The sequence below is a fragment of the Marivirga aurantiaca genome, from assembly GCF_016679925.1.
GTDB lineage: Bacteria > Bacteroidota > Bacteroidia > Cytophagales > Cyclobacteriaceae > Marivirga > Marivirga aurantiaca.
In genome coordinates, this window is the sequence record NZ_JAEQBW010000002.1 from 434,686 (window position 1) to 452,425 (window position 17,740).

The 17,740-nt window shown below is 36.2% G+C and carries 17 protein-coding genes; 10 read left to right on the forward strand and 7 right to left on the reverse strand.

From position 1 onward, the window contains the following. The first annotated feature begins 41 nt into the window (after positions 1–41). The 4 genes from JKA74_RS07280 (at position 42) to JKA74_RS07295 (ending at position 3,648) form a co-directional block, all read left to right on the forward strand. Positions 42–1,460, forward strand: coding sequence for a CCA tRNA nucleotidyltransferase (locus JKA74_RS07280; RefSeq protein ID WP_201430499.1), 1,419 nt, complete (start codon positions 42–44; stop codon positions 1,458–1,460). Beyond that, positions 1,457–2,149, forward strand: a complete 693-nt coding sequence (locus JKA74_RS07285) for a tetratricopeptide repeat protein (RefSeq protein WP_201430500.1) — start codon at positions 1,457–1,459, stop codon at positions 2,147–2,149. The genes JKA74_RS07280 and JKA74_RS07285 overlap by 4 nt, the downstream gene beginning before the upstream one ends. Positions 2,150–2,203: 54 nt before the next feature. Beyond that, positions 2,204–3,064 (forward strand): substrate-binding periplasmic protein, encoded by an 861-nt coding sequence (locus tag JKA74_RS07290; RefSeq protein WP_201430501.1) that lies wholly within the window; start codon positions 2,204–2,206, stop codon positions 3,062–3,064. An 86-nt stretch (positions 3,065–3,150) separates the two neighbouring features. Continuing rightward, entirely contained in the window at positions 3,151–3,648 is a 498-nt protein-coding gene (locus tag JKA74_RS07295) for a hypothetical protein (RefSeq protein ID WP_201430502.1), read from the forward strand. A gap of 143 nt (positions 3,649–3,791) precedes the next feature. On the opposite strand, the gene JKA74_RS07300 is transcribed toward JKA74_RS07295, so the two are convergent. Genes JKA74_RS07300 through JKA74_RS07310 form a run of 3 tightly spaced genes read right to left on the reverse strand, consistent with a single transcriptional unit; the run spans position 3,792 to position 6,257 of the window. Further along, on the reverse strand, positions 3,792–4,970 hold the full coding sequence (locus tag JKA74_RS07300) for an outer membrane beta-barrel protein (RefSeq protein ID WP_201430503.1): 1,179 nt from the start codon (positions 4,968–4,970) through the stop codon (positions 3,792–3,794). 20 nt (positions 4,971–4,990) lie between these two features. After that, entirely contained in the window at positions 4,991–5,692 is a 702-nt protein-coding gene (locus JKA74_RS07305; protein ID WP_201430504.1) for a hypothetical protein, read from the reverse strand. Further along, the gene (locus JKA74_RS07310) at positions 5,679–6,257 is read right to left on the reverse strand and encodes an RNA polymerase sigma factor (protein ID WP_201430505.1); all 579 of its coding nucleotides are present in this window, start codon (positions 6,255–6,257) and stop codon (positions 5,679–5,681) included. The genes JKA74_RS07305 and JKA74_RS07310 overlap by 14 nt, the downstream gene beginning before the upstream one ends. Positions 6,258–6,699: 442 nt before the next feature. On the opposite strand from JKA74_RS07310, the gene JKA74_RS07315 reads away from it, so the two are divergent. The 6 genes from JKA74_RS07315 (at position 6,700) to JKA74_RS07340 (ending at position 11,379) form a co-directional block, all read left to right on the forward strand. Continuing rightward, entirely contained in the window at positions 6,700–7,233 is a 534-nt protein-coding gene (locus JKA74_RS07315) for a hypothetical protein (protein ID WP_201430506.1), read from the forward strand. An 18-nt stretch (positions 7,234–7,251) separates the two neighbouring features. Further along, positions 7,252–7,644 carry a VOC family protein gene (locus JKA74_RS07320; RefSeq protein WP_201430507.1) on the forward strand — a complete coding sequence of 131 codons (393 nt, stop codon included), beginning with the start codon at positions 7,252–7,254 and terminating at the stop codon, positions 7,642–7,644. Positions 7,645–7,769: 125 nt separating this feature from the next. Further along, on the forward strand, positions 7,770–8,492 hold the full coding sequence (gene bla, locus JKA74_RS07325; RefSeq protein ID WP_201430508.1) for a BlaB/IND/MUS family subclass B1 metallo-beta-lactamase: 723 nt from the start codon (positions 7,770–7,772) through the stop codon (positions 8,490–8,492). Between the two features lie 270 nt (positions 8,493–8,762). Then, the gene (locus JKA74_RS07330; RefSeq protein ID WP_201430509.1) at positions 8,763–9,497 is read left to right on the forward strand and encodes a LiaF transmembrane domain-containing protein; all 735 of its coding nucleotides are present in this window, start codon (positions 8,763–8,765) and stop codon (positions 9,495–9,497) included. Between the two features lie 111 nt (positions 9,498–9,608). Then, a complete protein-coding gene (locus tag JKA74_RS07335) occupies positions 9,609–10,670 on the forward strand; it encodes a sensor histidine kinase (protein WP_201430510.1) in 1,062 nt (353 codons plus the stop codon). After that, positions 10,645–11,379 (forward strand): LytR/AlgR family response regulator transcription factor, encoded by a 735-nt coding sequence (locus JKA74_RS07340; protein ID WP_201430511.1) that lies wholly within the window; start codon positions 10,645–10,647, stop codon positions 11,377–11,379. The genes JKA74_RS07335 and JKA74_RS07340 overlap by 26 nt, the downstream gene beginning before the upstream one ends. A gap of 172 nt (positions 11,380–11,551) precedes the next feature. Here JKA74_RS07340 and JKA74_RS07345 read toward each other — a convergent pair whose 3' ends face one another. The 4 genes from JKA74_RS07345 to JKA74_RS07360 form a co-directional block, all read right to left on the reverse strand. Beyond that, entirely contained in the window at positions 11,552–12,961 is a 1,410-nt protein-coding gene (locus JKA74_RS07345; RefSeq protein ID WP_201430512.1) for an MBL fold metallo-hydrolase, read from the reverse strand. A gap of 162 nt (positions 12,962–13,123) precedes the next feature. Next, on the reverse strand, positions 13,124–14,503 hold the full coding sequence (locus tag JKA74_RS07350) for an MBL fold metallo-hydrolase RNA specificity domain-containing protein (RefSeq protein ID WP_201430513.1): 1,380 nt from the start codon (positions 14,501–14,503) through the stop codon (positions 13,124–13,126). A gap of 287 nt (positions 14,504–14,790) precedes the next feature. Next, positions 14,791–17,232 (reverse strand): PspC domain-containing protein, encoded by a 2,442-nt coding sequence (locus JKA74_RS07355; protein WP_201430514.1) that lies wholly within the window; start codon positions 17,230–17,232, stop codon positions 14,791–14,793. Between the two features lie 56 nt (positions 17,233–17,288). Continuing rightward, entirely contained in the window at positions 17,289–17,660 is a 372-nt protein-coding gene (locus tag JKA74_RS07360; RefSeq protein WP_201430515.1) for a PadR family transcriptional regulator, read from the reverse strand. Positions 17,661–17,740 lie beyond the last annotated feature (80 nt).

The following is a 17,740-nucleotide window of genomic DNA, read 5'->3' on the forward strand; positions in this document are numbered from 1 at the left end:
CTCTTTCTATTTTATATAGTCTGGCACCTAAGAAATTATAAATGAATTTTAAGGAAGTAATAGATAAAGATAAGATATTCTCAGTGGTAAAGAACTGTGCCAGCGAACTGGGGATTGAAGCTTATATAGTGGGTGGTTTCGTGCGTGACTTAATTCTTGAAAGGCCCTCCAAAGATATTGATTTTGTATGTGTGGGTAGCGGCATTGCTTTGGCTAAAAAAGTAGCCTCTGCCTTAGGGACTACTAAAGGTGTTCAAATTTTTAAAAATTTCGGTACAGCATGTATCCATTATGGGGAATTTGACCTTGAATTTGTGGGGGCGAGGAGGGAATCTTATCAACGGGATAGCAGAAAGCCCATAGTAGAAGATGGCAGTCTTGAGGATGATCAGAACAGAAGAGATTTCACTATCAATGCGCTGGCCATCAGTTTAAATGTTAAGAATTATGGGGATCTGGTGGATCCATTCAATGGAGTAAAGGATTTAAAGAGAAAAATTGTTCGAACTCCATTGGCCCCTGATGTTACTTTCTCAGATGATCCTCTTCGGATGATGAGGGCGGTTCGCTTTGCTGCTCAGTTAGGCTTTGACATAGAGCCTAACACATTTGATAGCATTGTAAAAAATTCAGATAGGCTTAAAATTATTTCTCAGGAGCGAATAACTGATGAACTAAATAAAATAATTTTATCCGATACACCATCCTACGGGTTTAAACTTTTGTATCATGCGCAACTTCTGGATAAATTTTTCCCTGAATTGACTAACCTTCAGGGAGTGGAAGAAAAAAATGGACATAAGCACAAGGATAACTTTTATCACACCTTACAAGTGCTTGATAATACTGCAGCACTTGGTGGTGGGCTATGGCTGAGATGGGCAGCATTATTGCATGACATAGCAAAACCAGCTACCAAACGTTTCCAGCCCAAGCAGGGATGGACATTTCACGGCCATGAAGATAAAGGAGCCCGAATGGTCCCAAGAATTTTTCAAAGATTAAAATTACCATTAAATGAAAAAATGAAGTATGTGCAAAAGCTTGTTTTACTTCATTTGAGGCCTATTCCGTTGGTCAGGGATAATATCACTGATAATGCGGTACGAAGATTGCTATTTGAGGCTGGGGATGACATTGAAGATCTTTTGAATTTATGTCGGGCTGATGTAACTTCAAAAAATCCTACCAAGGTTCAGAAATTCCTGGCAAATTTTGATGTGGTGGAGCAAAAAATGAAAGAGGTGGAAGAGAAAGACCAGGTAAGGAACTTTCAGCCACCCATATCAGGGGAAGATATTATGGAAGCTTTCAATCTTTCCCCTTGTAAAGAAATTGGAATAATTAAGAATGAAATTAAGGAAGCAATATTGGATGGTAAGATCAGTAATAATCGCGAAGAAGCTTACCAATACATGCTGGAAACAGGAAAAAAACTAAATCTTAAAGTAACATCATGATAAAATCAAGTAAATCTATTCTAATCGCCATTTTAATGATGGCCGTTTGTTCTTTCGGCTTCAGCCAATCCGGAAATGAAGAGGCCATAAATAGGGCCAAAATGAAATATAGCAAATCCATTCAATACAATGATTTTGCAATAGCCAAGGATGCCATATATGATTTAATGGTATTAGAACCAAATAATTCCGCTTATTTGGATTCATTGGCTTATATGTATTTTGAATTTCAGCAATATGCTTCAGCAGCTCTTGTAAGCAGGGATGCATTAAATAGAAATTCCAATAACAGATTGATGTTACAAATTGGAGCAAAAAGCCTGGAAGAACTAGGAGCTCTTGATCAATCATTGAAGATGTACGAAAGATTGTACAGCTTATCAGATGACGCCTTTGTGCTGTTTGAAATTATTCAGAAGCAGTATGATTTAAAGAAATATGATGATGCGATGATTAATTCAGAGTTGTTGTTAGGCAAACCGGCTGTGGAGAGAAATAATGTATACGTAAAAAATGAAGCTGAGGAAGAGATAGAAGCACCTTTTAAGGCAGTAGTATACAATGTGCAGGGAATGATTGCACGTGCGCAGGGCAATGAGGAGGCTGCAAAACAATATTTTAATAAAGCTCTTAAACTTGCTCCAAACTATGCTTTGGCAAAAGAAAATTTGAATCCAAGTGAGAAATAGCTTTATTTACATTGAGGTTTTAATATAAGAATATTTATAATTCAATATAATTCTATGGTACGTATACTTTTTATCCCGATTATTTTACTGATGCTATTTGCATCAGAGATTACTGCCCAAAGTTTATCAGGAGATAATTTTTCCGAGGCAAAAGCCAGCAAAAAAGCGGTGGTTACTTTTACTTATGTAGAAACCCCGGGCTTTGCCTATAAAGATGCATCCGGAAAGCTGACAGGTGTTTGTGTGGATATTATGAATGATTTTATGGCCTATGTAGCCAAAAATCATGGCATTCAGATGAATGCACGGTATGTAGGCAATGGCAGTAGTTTTAGTGCGATGTTTGATGGTGTTAAAAATGGTTCTAAGGGTGTTTTTGGATTAGGTAATGTGACCGTTACAGAAGCCAGGAAAAGCCAAATTAAGTTTAGCCCGGCATTTATCACCAATTTTGCTATCCTGGTAACACACAGTAGCGTACCTACATTGAGCTCAATGGAGGAAATCAGTACTGTTTTTAAAGGATTTACAGGCTATACAGCCAAAGGAACGCTTAATGAAAAAAGGGTGAATCAGATTAAATCCAAATTTTACCCTGAGCTTAAAATCTCCTATATTAATTCCAGCCCTGCTGTGTTGGATAAGATTTTATCAGATCCCAAATCATTTTCATACCTGGATTTAGCTTTTTATTTAAATGCTGTAAAGGAAAGAAAACCATTGAAAAGGCATCAGGTAGGAGATGATGGTTCGGAGGATTTTGCTTTTATTATGCCTCTTTCCAGTGATTGGCAACCTATCATGGAAGAATTCTTTGCAGCCAATGATGGATACAAAAATTCGACTGAATACAAGAAAATATTAGTTAACCATTTGGGCCTTAGTGCAGTTAAGCTGTTGGATTCGGCTCGGTAAAATTATGTCGTTATTGTTTTCTGTGCAATTAAGCTTAATAGGTATTAAAAATAGCTTCATATTCATGAGGCTAGTAAATGTCAATAATGGAAGAAAAGCGTGATTTAAAATACTGGGAGTCTTTTTTTCAGTCTTTGCAGATGAATTACTATGGATTGTTGGCGGCTCCTCTGTTTTTGTTTGCCATTGTATTCTTACGATCAGAAAACGGAAATAACACCTTAACGCAATTGAGTCTTCAAATGGAGATTTACTTTGTAGGCTTTGTTTCCTTTTTCGCTTTGATAGTAGTGCTCTACTTGCATTTCTTTGCCAAAAACAGGAATATGGCAGCTTCCAAAGAGAAGGATTTGGAAAACAAGATGAAAATTTACAAAAGGACGACTCTTATCAAATATGTAAGTTTGAGTATCTATCAGGTAATAATAGTGTTCACTTTTGCCTGCACTTATCATAATGCCATGATGGGGTTGTTTACTGCCTTATTGTTATATGCTTCTTTTTTTAGACCGGAGCTACAAACCGTAAGGAGGGATTTGCGGTTGAGTAAAGAGGAGTATAAGCAAATCAATTATAAAGCATGATAAGTTGATAAAATATTTCAAAGGAATATTGTACTGTCATTTGTTTATCCAATTATTATTTTCTAAAAAAAAATAGCCACAGATTAATCTCTGTGGCTATTTTGTAGGTGTTTACTTAATTTCCTATTCAAATTTCTACTGGCTTAGAATATAATTCCGAAAGAAAAGGCATTTAATTCTGGCCCTCTGTTGTCGATAAATAATGGATTCAGATCATAAGTGGCGAATAGATCAATGCCTTTCCAGCCAACTTGTGCTTTGATTCCATATCTCCAGTTGTTGAGATAGAAATTATTCTTGGTAACATCTTTTCCATCGTCATCATATTTAAATTTGGATTTGCTGCCAATTCTATAGCCACCATACGGTCCTGCACCAAACCTGAATGATGAGCTGCTTTTTCCTGTATGGAACATTGGAACAAGGTTGATATTTAAATAAGTGATGTTAAGTTTGCTTCTGCTAGGGCTTATATCCGGACGCTCCACTGCAGTATCCATAAATTCCAATTCTTCAGGGCCTTTAATAATTTGATAACGACTATCAGCCATAGCAAAATTGTACCATTGCAGGCCAAATTGAAAGTTCAACTTGAAATAGCTGCTTAAGGAAAGCCTGTGTACGGAATTGATACCATAAGTCCATGAAGTACTTGGATCCAGGCTATAGACCTCATTATTGTTGTCTGGGAATTGATTATCCTCATTGAGGTAATTATTCAACCCAATTAGAAACTCAAATTCATGATCATGACGAAACCTTTTTTTGGATTTGGAATCACTATGGATTTTAGATTCTCTATTAAAGGCAGTGTCAAATCCGTCCTCTACTTTTTGCTCCCATGATTTCGACTCTTCTTCAATATCAGCCTCAATATCTTCTTCTATTTCCTCCGACAATGATTTTGGTTGGTTTTGGAAAACCTTCCCAATTTGAAAGGGTACATTGGCATCTTCTGAATAATCCCTGATAAAACCAATCCCTGATTCCGGAATATCTGTAACCGTAACTACTCCTGAAAAGCCATCATTACAATCTACTTTCATTTTAAGAGCCTCAATAGTGCCATTGACAATTTGTAGGTTTTCATAAGTGATATCAATTCCATGTTCGGCAGCTTCTTCTTTGAATTTTTCCAATTCTTCTCTGCTTGTGTGCTTGAATATCCTTACACTGTAAATCTTATCTTCTAAGATTATTATTGCTGTTTCACCATCTTTCTTTACTATTTTCAAAGTATCAGATGTTTCGTTGAAAGCCATTCCCGGCATGCTAAGGAGAGTCAATGCCATTACTAAAGCTATGTGGTTTATACGTTTCATTGTCTTTTTTTTAATATTGATTAATTATTTAAAGTCCTTTTGTTTGCCTGGAAGGCGGAAGCAAAAAGCTCATTTTTGGCAGACCTTAAATCTGCTAAACTTATTTCACTGGCCAGTGACTTTAGTTTGTTTGCACTTTTATTGAGTGAATTCCTGGTTTCATCTATCCTTGATCCAACTAATTGTTGTTCATAGTAGATTTCAATCTGTATGTCACTTTCTCTTTCATTGCCAGGAAATCTGACAATTTTTATTTCATCCGTTTGTATAGCCAATCGGGCCTCCATTCCGGAAATTTTTTCCAAAGGTTGAGGTCGGAATACTTCCTCTACCTTTTCTTCTTTTTGAAATCTTTTAACAGATGGAGCAGAGTTGCTTTTTTGATTATTTTCTACTCGATTTGCTTCTAAAGCTTCCGAATGCGCTTTCCCGATCACCTGCGGTTGAGAAGGTATATGTGTTTGAGCCGTAAAGTTTTGACTATTTCTCAACTCAACCTTCTTCCCGGATATAGTGGTGGGCTTGTTCATTAAATTATACCCCAAGCCGAGCGAAAATAATATTAATATACTTGCGCTTGCAGCGACCATCCAGAATTTTGGTTGATGTTTCTTTTCTGACTTCATCTGAGATCGAAGCTGCGACCATGCCTGGTCGGATACCTTTAGGCTGTGCCTTTCCAGTTTATCCTTGAATATTTCATCGATTCTATTTGATTCCATGACTCATTTCTATTTGTTGCTCCATTTCGGTTAAACGCTTTTGCAGGTATGCCCTGGCTCTGCTTAATTGCGATTTGGAAGTGTTTTCATGTATGTTCAATTGCTCTGCTATTTCCTTATGGGAAAAGCCTTCTATGGCGTACAGGTTAAAAACAGTTCTGTAGCCCACCGGTAATTCACTAATCATTTGTAACAGGTCTGCCGCTTGCAGATGATCATCCAGTACTTCAAAATTGGGTAAATGGTGTGCTTCCTCTATATCAATTGTCAAGGACATATTTTTATGTTTCCTTAAGTACATCAACGATTCATTCACCATTATTCTACGCATCCATCCCTCAAAATTGCCCTCTCCACTGAATTGCGCAATCCGTTCAAATATTTTCACAAATGCTGTCACCATTACCCCTTCTGCCTCCAGTCTGTCCTTGATATAGCGGTTGCAAACCGTTAGCATTCTTCCTGAATACTTATCAAACAGTGCCTTTTGGTCACTGCCATTCTGCTTGATGCATCCCGCAATCAGACTTTCTTCGCTTATGGATTTTCGGATGAACACTTTCATTTTAACTGGTTACATTAGGTAGATGCAATATACTTCAGATCGGTTGCGTGAGGTAGCAGGATTTTTTTTAAAAAGTGGAAATGGGGTGTTTATATGCTTATAAGATGCTAATATCCAACTATATCTCTTGTTTTCAAATAATTTAATTATTTATCAGGTGTTTGTTGGTATCTTCTTGAAAGATAAATTACGGTTTTTATTGTAGAGGATTGTTTGTGTAATAGGTTTTCAAATTGTTGGGAGCCGATGAAACATAATATAAAAACTTTCAACAAAATAGTTGGTTTAGCATTTATATAATTGCTAAAAATACTTACCTTTATTTTTAGGTTGCAAGGGCCGCCTATTCCCACAAAAGATAAACTCACCCTCTCAAATAATACAGTTTTTATTGTTTACTTAATTTCGGTCAAAAGTGGGAAATTGACAAAAAAGGAATTATATGAACAATTTAAGAGCCATTCGCTTAAGCGATTTAAAAATTCAAGCCTCTTTTCTTCTTAAAAATTTAAGGAACAAGCCCGATTCTACTTCTGAGTCTGTCAAGAGATTTCTTCAAATACCATCTTTTTCCCTCAAATCAGAGGAGTGGCTTATTGAAAATTCCGGTTTTGTTAAATTAAAACATGCCTATGCAGTTATTGCTCATGAAAATGGCTTCCATTCCTGGATAGACTTAAAAGAGACTGTTATTAAAAATGATTGTCTTTATAATCCTTCTTGTGTGGGCATTGTTTATGCATGGTTCAAAAACTATTCTGATGCTGAAGAATATTTCAAAAAGAATGGAGGATACCTTCTTACATTCTGGAGAGATTATGTGGTTTGCGGGAATGAATATATTACCTGTATTGGACTCAATCAATACGAAGAACAATGGCAAGCTATAGGATATAATTGGGTGCATCCTAAGGATAATAAAGCTTTTCAGTACCTACAGAAAATGGCAAAAACTAACTATCAATCAAGACAGTGAAATTAAAAATAGAAAAAAATGAAAAATTATTTAGGAAGAATTGTCCTACTTGTTGAGGACTATGAAAAAGCATCAAAGTTTTACGAAGAAAATTTTGGATTCAAAAAAATCTTTGATGTTACAACTGATGTTGGGCAACGGTTTTTGCATTTGGGTGGAGACACTTCAGATAACTTTGGTATTTGGTTTATTAAAGCCGATAGCAAAGAACAAAAAGGTCAGATTGGCCGACAGACAAATGGGCAACCCACTATGGTAATATATACTACCTCCTTGAATGAGCTTTTTGAAAAGCTAAAGAAGAATAAGGTGGAAATTAAAGTTGCACCTGTCAATACCCCGGAATTTAAGTTTTTTCATTGCCTCGACTTATATGGAAATGAAATTGTAGTGGTAGAAATAGCAGAATAAAGTGATGTAATCAGGAGGTTTAAGTTGTTCATGGGAAAAGATTGATTATAAAATTGGAAGTGCTAAATTTATACGGTTGTACAAGCTAAGAGCTACTTGCTTATTAATAAAATTTTCAATTAAGTATGGATAAGATTATATTTTCATTGATAATACTTTTCTTCTACAATAATGCTTTTTCTCAAACAGAAAGTACTAAACTGGAAATCACTCATTTAACAGGTGATTTCTATGTTTATACCACTTTTAAGGATTATAAAGGAACCCCATTTCCTTCGAATGGTCTTTATTTAATAACAAATGAGGGAGCGGTGATCATTGATAGCCCCTGGGATACCAGCCAGTTTCAACCCTTGCTGGATAGTATAAAAACCAGACATAATAAAAATGTAGTTATGTATATCGCAACACATTCGCATGATGATCGAACAGCGGGCCTGGCGTATTATCAAAAGCAAGGAATTAAAACATTTACTACTGAACAAACGGATAAAATCATCAGAGAAAGAGGAGAGGAGCGAGCAGAATTCCTGATCTTGCATGATACTATTTTTACTGTTGGTCAATATGAAATTCAAACTTACTATCCAGGAGAGGGTCATACTGCTGATAACATCATCATATGGTTTGAGAAGGATAGGGTGCTTTATGGTGGATGTCTGGTAAAGAGTGTTGAGGCAGAGGACTTAGGATACATAGGAGAAGCCAACATACAGGAGTGGCCTGCCACTATCAAAAATATAAAAAGGAAATTCTCTCCGGATTATGTAATTCCCGGTCATCAGGATTGGAACAGTAATAAAGCTTTGAACCATACTTTGATGCTGTTGAAGGATTTTAAAAAGTAATGAGGAAAAGATATTGTATGTTAGAGATTTTTAATCTCTGTAGCTTAGAAATGTAACGGATACTCCTGTAATACCCACGGTTTTAGTAAAAATCATATTGTTCGTCTTTTTTTAAAAAAGTGAGATTTTAAATGATTGGCACTAAACAGCTTCTGCTTTTCACCGATTTACTCCTGCTATTTACCGAGTTTTTATAATTCTTAACCTATGAGGGTATTAGTTTAGGTGAGCTTAAGATTATGTTTGTATTGTAAACATAAATACACTAGGATGAAAAAGAACAAACAAAATTTGAGCAATGGAAATGTAACGGCAGGATTGATCCTTTTGGCCATAGGTGTTTTCATGATATTGAAAAGGCTGGATATTTTCGATGCGAGCTGGTTGCTGTCATGGCCCGTAATACTTATTATAATTGGGGTGTTCAGTTTGGTAAGGCATCGCTTTAATAATGGATTTGGTATGTTTATGATACTATTTGGCTCTTTTCTGCTGATCAAAAAAGAGAATCTTCTCCCAATGGAATTTGAACCTTACCTGATACCCGGAGGCTTAATAGCTTTAGGTATATATTTTATACTTGTAAGAGGGATAGGAAGTGGCAAAGATACCTGGAGCAGTGAAAGCTGGTCCCTTGGCTCAGGTAAAAATAAATTTGATGACGATAATGATTTTATCAATGCAGAAGCCTTATTTGCAGGTGTTCAACGCAGAATGCTTTCTCAAAATTTCAAAGGAGGTAAAATATCAGCTATTTTTGGTGGTGCTGACATAGATTTATCAAAAGCTGAATTAGAAGATGGAGCCATATTAAATGTTGAAGTTATTTTTGGAGGTATGAAACTGATTATTCCTCCTCATTGGGAAATAAAAGCTGACGTGAGCAATATATTTGCCGGTGTAGAAGATAAAAGGGCATTCCCTCCAACAGGTGAAGCTTCCAATAAAGTATTGAGAATTATAGGATCGGTAACTTTTGGTGGATTGGAAATTAAATCCTATTAAAAGAAGTAATTAGTATAGTTGTGAAATATCGAGTAATATTATTCTACTTAAATTAGAGAAATATTTTCAGGATGTTCATTAATCGGTTTTTCCCATGCTTTTATTTATAGTATGATTACTAAGCTATTTCACAACAAGCCCTTTAGATGGCTCAAAGCGCTGATAATAATAGTGCTTTGGGTTCTCCTTACAAGTTTCTTGTTGATATATTATGGCTTAATCTGGCACATTGCATTTTTAGATAGCCTGGTTCATAGTGGCTTATTAATAGGAGGTTTTATTTTATTGGAGAATATATTTCGATACTATTTGCCCACACAGGGCAATGTGATTTTGGCTTATATTATTCCGCTTATATTATCAATATTCGTGCTGTTTGGAGGAGATCAGCTGTTACAGACCATCTTTAAGCATGAAATTGAATACCAGGATTTTCTGGAGCATATATTTTTGGCCAGGGGATTTGTATTGTTATTACTTTTTATGGCTTGCTCTTTATTACTGAATTACCATGGCAGATTAGAGGAACAGGCAGAAGCAGTGGAACGGGAGACTCAGATACAGCAAATGGCCAGGGAAGCTGAATTGTATCACTTGAGACAACAATTGCAGCCTCATTTCCTCTTTAACAGCCTTAATTCTATTAGCGCCCTGGTCAAAAGTCAACCGGAAAAAGCAAGGGAAATGGTTTTGCAACTCTCTGATTTTCTTAGGGCAACAATCAGGAAGGATGAAAAGAAGTGGATAAGTGTGACCGAAGAAGTGTCATTTTTGAAATTGTTTCTTGATATAGAAAAGGTACGGTTTGGTCATCGTCTGCAGGTACAGATTGAGTTGGACGATCACACAAAAAATTATAATTTGCCCCAATTATTGATCCAGCCTTTGTTGGAAAATGCTGTAAAACACAGTTTGTATGGTCTGACCGGGGAGGTATTTATCAGCTTGCAAATCGTAGCGAGTAGTCAGGGCCTGATAGTGAAAATCACTAATCCATTTGATCCCAGGGCAGGGCAACCTAAAGGGTCTGGCTTTGGTTTGGAAGCTGTAAAAAGACGCTTATTCCTGGTTTTTGGCAGATATGATTTACTGAAAACACAACAAACAGACAAACAATATAGCATACAACTACTAATCCCACAGAACCATGATCAAGACTATAATCATAGATGATGAGCCCCTGGCCACGGAAATTGTAAAGGAATATCTGGAAGATTTCCCGCAATTTAAAGTAGTAGCTGTTTGCCACGATGGCTTTGAAGGCTTAAAGGCTATTCAAGAACATGAGGCGGACTTGATATTCCTGGATGTGCAAATGCCGAAAATCAATGGCTTCGAAATGCTGGAACTCATAGATAATATTCCTGCGGTAATTTTCACCACAGCTTATGATGAATATGCTATGAAAGCTTTTGATGTACATGCCATTGATTATCTGTTAAAGCCTTTTGCTAAGGAGAGATTTGCCAAAGCAATTGAGAAATTTCAATTAAATGGAGTAGATAAAAATTTGGCGACTCTTATGCAAAATGAAGAGTTAAACAATCAGGAGATGCTGAGCCGTATAGTTGTGAAGGTTCGCAATGATATTAAAATCATTCCCGTCCAGGATATTAAATATATGGAAGCCAATGACGATTACGTGAACATATATACTTTAGAAGGGAAATTTCTCAAGAATAAAACATTGACATATTTTGAACATAGCCTGGATCCCCAAACATTTGTGAGGGTACATCGCTCTTATATTGTGAAGGTAAGTGAAATCACCAAAATTGAAGCTTATAAAAAAGATAGTCACATTGTAAAACTTCATTCAGGAGAGCAGGTGCCTGTAAGTAAAACCGGATTCCCTAAGCTAAAAGAAGTATTGGGGATTTGAATAAATTGAATATTATAGATTTCCATCTGACATTAGGTTGATGGGTTAAAATTAACATGGTTAGACTTTTATCTTTTTTAAATCTCACTTGAAAAATAGGGAAAGCATGAAAATAGAAAATTATGCCACAACAGAATGTTGTGGCATAAAATGAATTACAGTTCAAATAAAATTAAAGTAAAGTAGTTGGGCATACATATTCAGATACTGGAATATTAGTTTCTTTAATTTCCTTGAAACCACCTCTCACATCTACAAAATTTTCCCATCCTCTTGCTTTCAGTATGGAAGCGGCCAACATACTCCTATAACCTGCCGCACAATGTAGAATAAATTGTTTTTCTTTTGGTAACTCTGCCAAATGGGAGTTGATTTGATTTAAAGGTATATTTCGGGCCCCGATAACATGCTCAGAATCAAACTCACTTTTCTTTCTCACATCAAAAATCAGTGGCTTTTCTTCCATTTTATTGGCTAATTCTTCTGCGTTTATTCTTTTAACTGAATCAGTTTCTTTGCCAGCTAGCTGCCAGTTTTTAAATCCACCTTCTAAAAAACCTATAGTATTGTCATACCCCACTCTTGAAAGCCTTATTATAGCTTCTTCTTCATCTCCTTTTTCAGCCACTAAGAGAATTTTTTGTTTAATATCGGGAATCATTTCGCCTACCCACATGGCAAAATTTCCATCTAATCCGATATTTATACTGTTTGGAATAAATCCTTTTGCAAAAACTTCTGCATTTCTGGTGTCTAAAACTAACGCCCCTGTTTCATTGGCAGCAGCTTCAAAAGCTTCAGGGCTTAAGGGTTGCTTTGCTTTTTTCATTACAGAATCAATGCTTTCATATCCTTGAATGTTCATTAAAACATTTTTCGGAAAGTAGCCGGGAGGAGAGGTAAGTCCGGTTAATAATTCTTTGATGAATTTTTCTTTGTCCATTGGCTGTAATGCATAATTGGTTTTCTTCTGGTGACCTAAAGTATCTGTAGTTTCTTTGCTCATCATTTTACCACAAGCACTTCCGGCTCCATGATTTGGATACACAATTAAATGATCATTTAAAGGAAGGATTTTGTTGTGTAAGGAGTCGTACAAATGACCGGCTAGTTTTTCTTCGGTTAAGTCTGCTATAACGTGCTGTGCCAAATCCGGCCTGCCTACATCTCCAATAAATAATGTGTCCCCCGTGATGATTCCGTGGTCATTTCCAGTTTCATCTATCAAAAGATAGGTAGTGCTTTCCATAGTATGGCCGGGAGTATGCAGTGCTTTTATTTTGTAGTTCCCTACTTCAAAAATATCATTATCTTGTGCTACAATAGCTTCAAATTGAGGTTTGGCTGTTGGACCGTAAACAATTTTAGCTCCTGTTTTTTTAGCCAAATCCAAATGACCGCTTACAAAGTCTGCATGAAAATGTGTTTCAAATACATACTTAATTTTGGCTTTGTCTTTAGCTGCTCTGTCAATGTAGGGCTGCACTTCCCTTAAAGGATCAAAAACTGCAGCTTCTCCATTGTTTTCGATATAATATGCAGCGTGTGCTAAACATCCTGTGTAAATTTGTTCGATTTTCATAGCTTCAATATATATTTCTAAACAATTTTACGGGTTAATATTCAGGTAGTTAGTAACTAATGTTACCTATGTTGGAAGCTATGATTTCAATCTTATTATATTATGATTTTGGTCATTAAATTGAGTTTTTTTTACAAGTGATCTAAAAAGAAATTGATGAAATTAAATCCCTGAAAATAGTTCGAATGACTCTAAATAGTCGGGAATGAATACATTCTTAGCCCCGGCATTTTCCAATTTACTTTTAAGTGCTTCAGCAGCTCTTATTTCTCCATGCACAATAAAAGTATATTTTGGTTTTTCAACAATCTTCTGGTACCATTCAATTAGTTCGGTTTGATCAGCATGCGCTGAGAGTCCTTCAATTTCATCATACTGACAATGAACGGAAATTTCTTCACCATAGATTCTGATTTTTTCTTTCCCTTCCAGAATATCCCTTCCCCGCGTACCAATAGCCTGGTAGCCGGAAAACAATAAAGTGTCATTTTTATTGGATAGTCTTTGGAAAAGATGGTTAAGGATACGTCCACCGGTAAGCATGCCACTGGCAGAAATAATTATCGCTTTATTTTTTAGTGCTTTCAGCGAATTGGACTGCATTTGATCCTTAACATAATGGAAATTACGGTCATTGAAAACGGCTTTGTCTTCTAAGCGGTGGAGTGCATCATATTTCTCATATAGTGAGGTAACGCTAATGGCCATTGGGCTATCAATATAAACCGGAGTCTCGGGTATATCCCCTGTTCTCATTAAATCATGTAAATAAAGCAATAGGTTTTGTGTACGACCTACGGTAAAAGCGGGAATCATTATAACCCCCGAATCAATATTTTTGAGGATATGGTCTTTTAACGTTTCTTTGATATCTTCATTATTATTTATTCTATCGCCATAAGTAGACTCCATTAAAACAATATCAGCTGATTTTACGACAGTGGGAGGAAATAAAACCGGATCATTCTCCCTTCCAATATCTCCTGAAATCAATAGGTTTTTTTCTTGTGTATCTCCTTTCACTTTGAGTTCTACAATGGAGGCTCCTAATATGTGACCGGCAGGATAAAATTTGAGTTGAATATTTTCAGTAAGCGTAATAAGTGTTTCAAATGGATGTGTTTTCAAAAGGGGGAGTGAAATTTGTACATCTTTCTGATTATAAAGGGCTAAAGGATTCTCATGCTTGCTATATCCTTTCTTTTTGATAAATTCTGCTTCTTCCTCCTGTAATTTTGCTGAGTCGATCCAAAGTATTTCCAATAAGTCGGCAGTAGCTTCAGTGCAGTGAATTTTCCCTTTAAAACCTTGTTTTACAATGCGGGGGACATATCCTGAATGATCCAGGTGGGCATGAGTTAATACTATTGCATCAATGCTCTCAGCTGGAATAGGTAAATCTTCCCAGTTCCTTAGCCGTAATTTCTTTAAACCCTGAAAAAGACCACAATCAATTAAAAGTCTGAACTCATCAATTTCGAGCAAAAATTTTGAACCTGTAACAGATTGTGCCCCACCTAAAAACTTAATTCTTACATCCATAAAGTATACTTTTTATTTGATGTTAAAGATGCGAAAATTAAATCAACCACATAATTTTTCACGGCTTGTTTATTGATTTGTTTTATAGATGGGCTAACTATTAGCCGGACAGGAAACCCTCGGAGGTTTGAATAGTACTATTATTACTTTTTTATTTCAAATAGATAGGGGGCACAATCAATCATGAGCATAAAATAAATAACCACAGCTATCAGCCGTGGTTATTTATTTTGTCAAAGAAGAATTTATAGAGATGAAGATGAATTGGAAAAAATATCTAATTGATTTTAATTTTCTCTCTTGATTTGTCCACCGCTACTACTATTACTACTTACCTGTGGATTTCCTTCATAGTTGATTATTCCTGCGCTTGAAGCTTGAGCATTAAGGTTTTCCTTTACGGTAACTTCTGCTTTGGCAGCACTGGAAACATCTACTCTTCCTTTGTTGGCTATCAAATCGAAGGCTTCAACCTTTGCGGCACTACTTAAATCTGCATTTAAGTAATCAGTCTTACCACCCAAAATTGCTTTGGAAGCACTGGATAAATCTATTTCTACATTTTTGAAAATGCCTTTTGCATAAACCTTTGCAGCTGAACTTAATTCAGCATGGAAATCCTGAGCATTAAAGTCTACAACATGGGCTACAGCCCCTGACGACAATTCCAGTTTTTCCAATTCCGGTAATGTAATGACACATTTAATGTCAGGAACAGTATTTCTCCATTTCCATCCACTTGAACTATAGCTCAATCTTAATTTTCCATTCCTATTGGTGATTTGCAAATCATCCAGATCGTCTTCATCAGAAAACACTGCAACCTGATACTCATCTCCCTGGTGAATCTCTAAAAATAAGCCGGTGGCACCGGAGATCCTGTCAAAATCATCAAAATTATAAATAACAGGGGCGATATTGTCATTTATATAAAATGGAGCCTCGTAAAAGGAATCACTTTCCCCTGATATAACCCTTGCACTGGTTTGTTCACAGCTTAAGCATTGCAAACCTTCTTCATTAAACATCCAGGTGTTGTAAGGAATTTGTTTTACATTATATCCATTGATATAGATAGTGTTTCTTAGAAGATAGCGCATTTTTCTATCCATTTGAAAAGGTTGGTTATAGGGAATGTATAAAGTCATTCTTAACGACTGTGCCCTAAAGATGGCATCTTCATTGAACCTGAAGTTTAAATCGATCCATAAAACAGAATCCTCGCGCAGTTCTACATGATGAGTGACCATTTTCGCATTCTCCTCAGCTTCCATCCTGGTGCTTCCTTTTGCTTCAAAATTTTTCTCTAGTTTGAACTCATTCCCTTCATAGCCCTTTAAGGTAATTCTTGTGTAAGGACGATCTTCATATCCTGCTTCATTTACTTTTAATACAGCTATTTTATCCTCTATTTTAAAAGTTTCTACTTCAGTAACTGTAGCCTCTTTACTGAATTTCAAAGCAGTTGCCGGTATTAAAATGGCACTCATAATAATGCCCAATACCCAAACTCCCAGCAAAGAAAAACCTACAGTTTTATTTAATACCCACCTTTTTGCCAATACACTGATACCTGCAATGGAAATAAAAATAGCCGGAATGAGCAATAAAATAACAATGGCAATGATTAATTCTGATGGAATAGTATTTGAGATTAGTTGATAAGGGATATCACCAAAGTGAAAGTAATCGCTATTGGCTACAATTCCCTGTGATATTAAGGTAGCTATTACTACAGATACACTTGCTACCAGACCAAAAACCAATAACACAATGCCCATTACTACTCGGATAGCCTCAACTACAAAATTAAGCACCGGTCCCAAAGCTTTGGCCATTCCATTTAAAATAATAGCAATTAAGCGGAAAGGGAATAAAAGTACTTTTACAATGGGAGTTTCCTCTCCCTCTTTCACATTAAGACCCGATTTAATATTTTGTTCTATGTTGGAAAGTGTAATGGGCGTTCCTTCCATTTGCATTTTCTGAGTGACTGTTCTGGCATAGGGAGTAATAAGCCATAGTACCAAATATATGAAAAATCCTGCACCGCCCGGAATGAGCAATAAAACAAATATTATCCGAATAACGGCCACATCTACTCCAAAATAAGCGGAAAGCCCTTTTGCTACACCGGCAATTACTTTGTTATCTTCACTTCTGTAGAATTTTTTAACTTTCTCGTCTTCTTTCAAAAATGGATTGGATGGAAGGAATATCCAACAAACGATATATACAAGTGCCACAAATAATGAGAAGCCATTGGCAAATGAGGTGCCAATGAATAATAAAAGCATCGCTAGCCTTATCCAAAGAGCATCCACATTAAAATAGTGGGCTATTCCGGCAGCTACACCTCCCAGAATCTTCCTTTGCACATCGCGATATAATTTTCTGGGTTCACCGCTTTCCTCGTAAGCAGATTTATTTTCATAAGAGGCTTCTTTTTCCTCTGTCTGCTCTTCTGCTTTCTTAAAATCCTCAATACTTCCCAGGGTGGCCATCAAAGATTGAATATCCTCATAGCTGATCACTTGTTTATCGTCCTTTAGCTTGCTAAGGAAAATTTCGGCAATTCTGTTTTCTATGTCGTTAATGATTTCCTGGCTATCTTCAAAATCGGAAAAATAATGGTTAATAGTGTCCAAATATTTTTTCAATGCCTCAAAACCATCTTCCTCCACATGGAAAATAATTCCGCCAATATTGATACTTATGTTTTTTTTCATTGCTCTAAAATTAAGTTTTTTACCTGAATACTGCTACATTTTTGCAGATAGGTGTGTTATTTTTTTGATGTTGAATCGGAATTTGTTCCGGACATTTCAGAATTCCTTGCTCTGAAATATTCCGTGGTCTTTGTTATTTCATCCCATGTCTGGTCCAGGGCTTTTACCGTACTAATACCATCATCTGTTAATTGATAATGTTTTTTTGGTAAGCCGCTTTCAGAATCCACCCAATCATACCGCACCAGTCCCTCATTTTTAAAGCGGATCAGTAAAGGATATACTACACCCTCAACAGATATCAGCTTAGCAGCCAGCAACTCTTCGATCATATCTGATGCATATACCTCACCTCTGTGCAGGATTTGCATCGCACAATATTCAAGAATACCTATTCTCAATTGTGTTTTTAATTTTTCTGCTATCATATAGATTTTCATTTTATGAATATTAATGAGCGAAAATCTTATTCGCCTTGCCATACCAAATGCCAAGATTTGTACCAAGA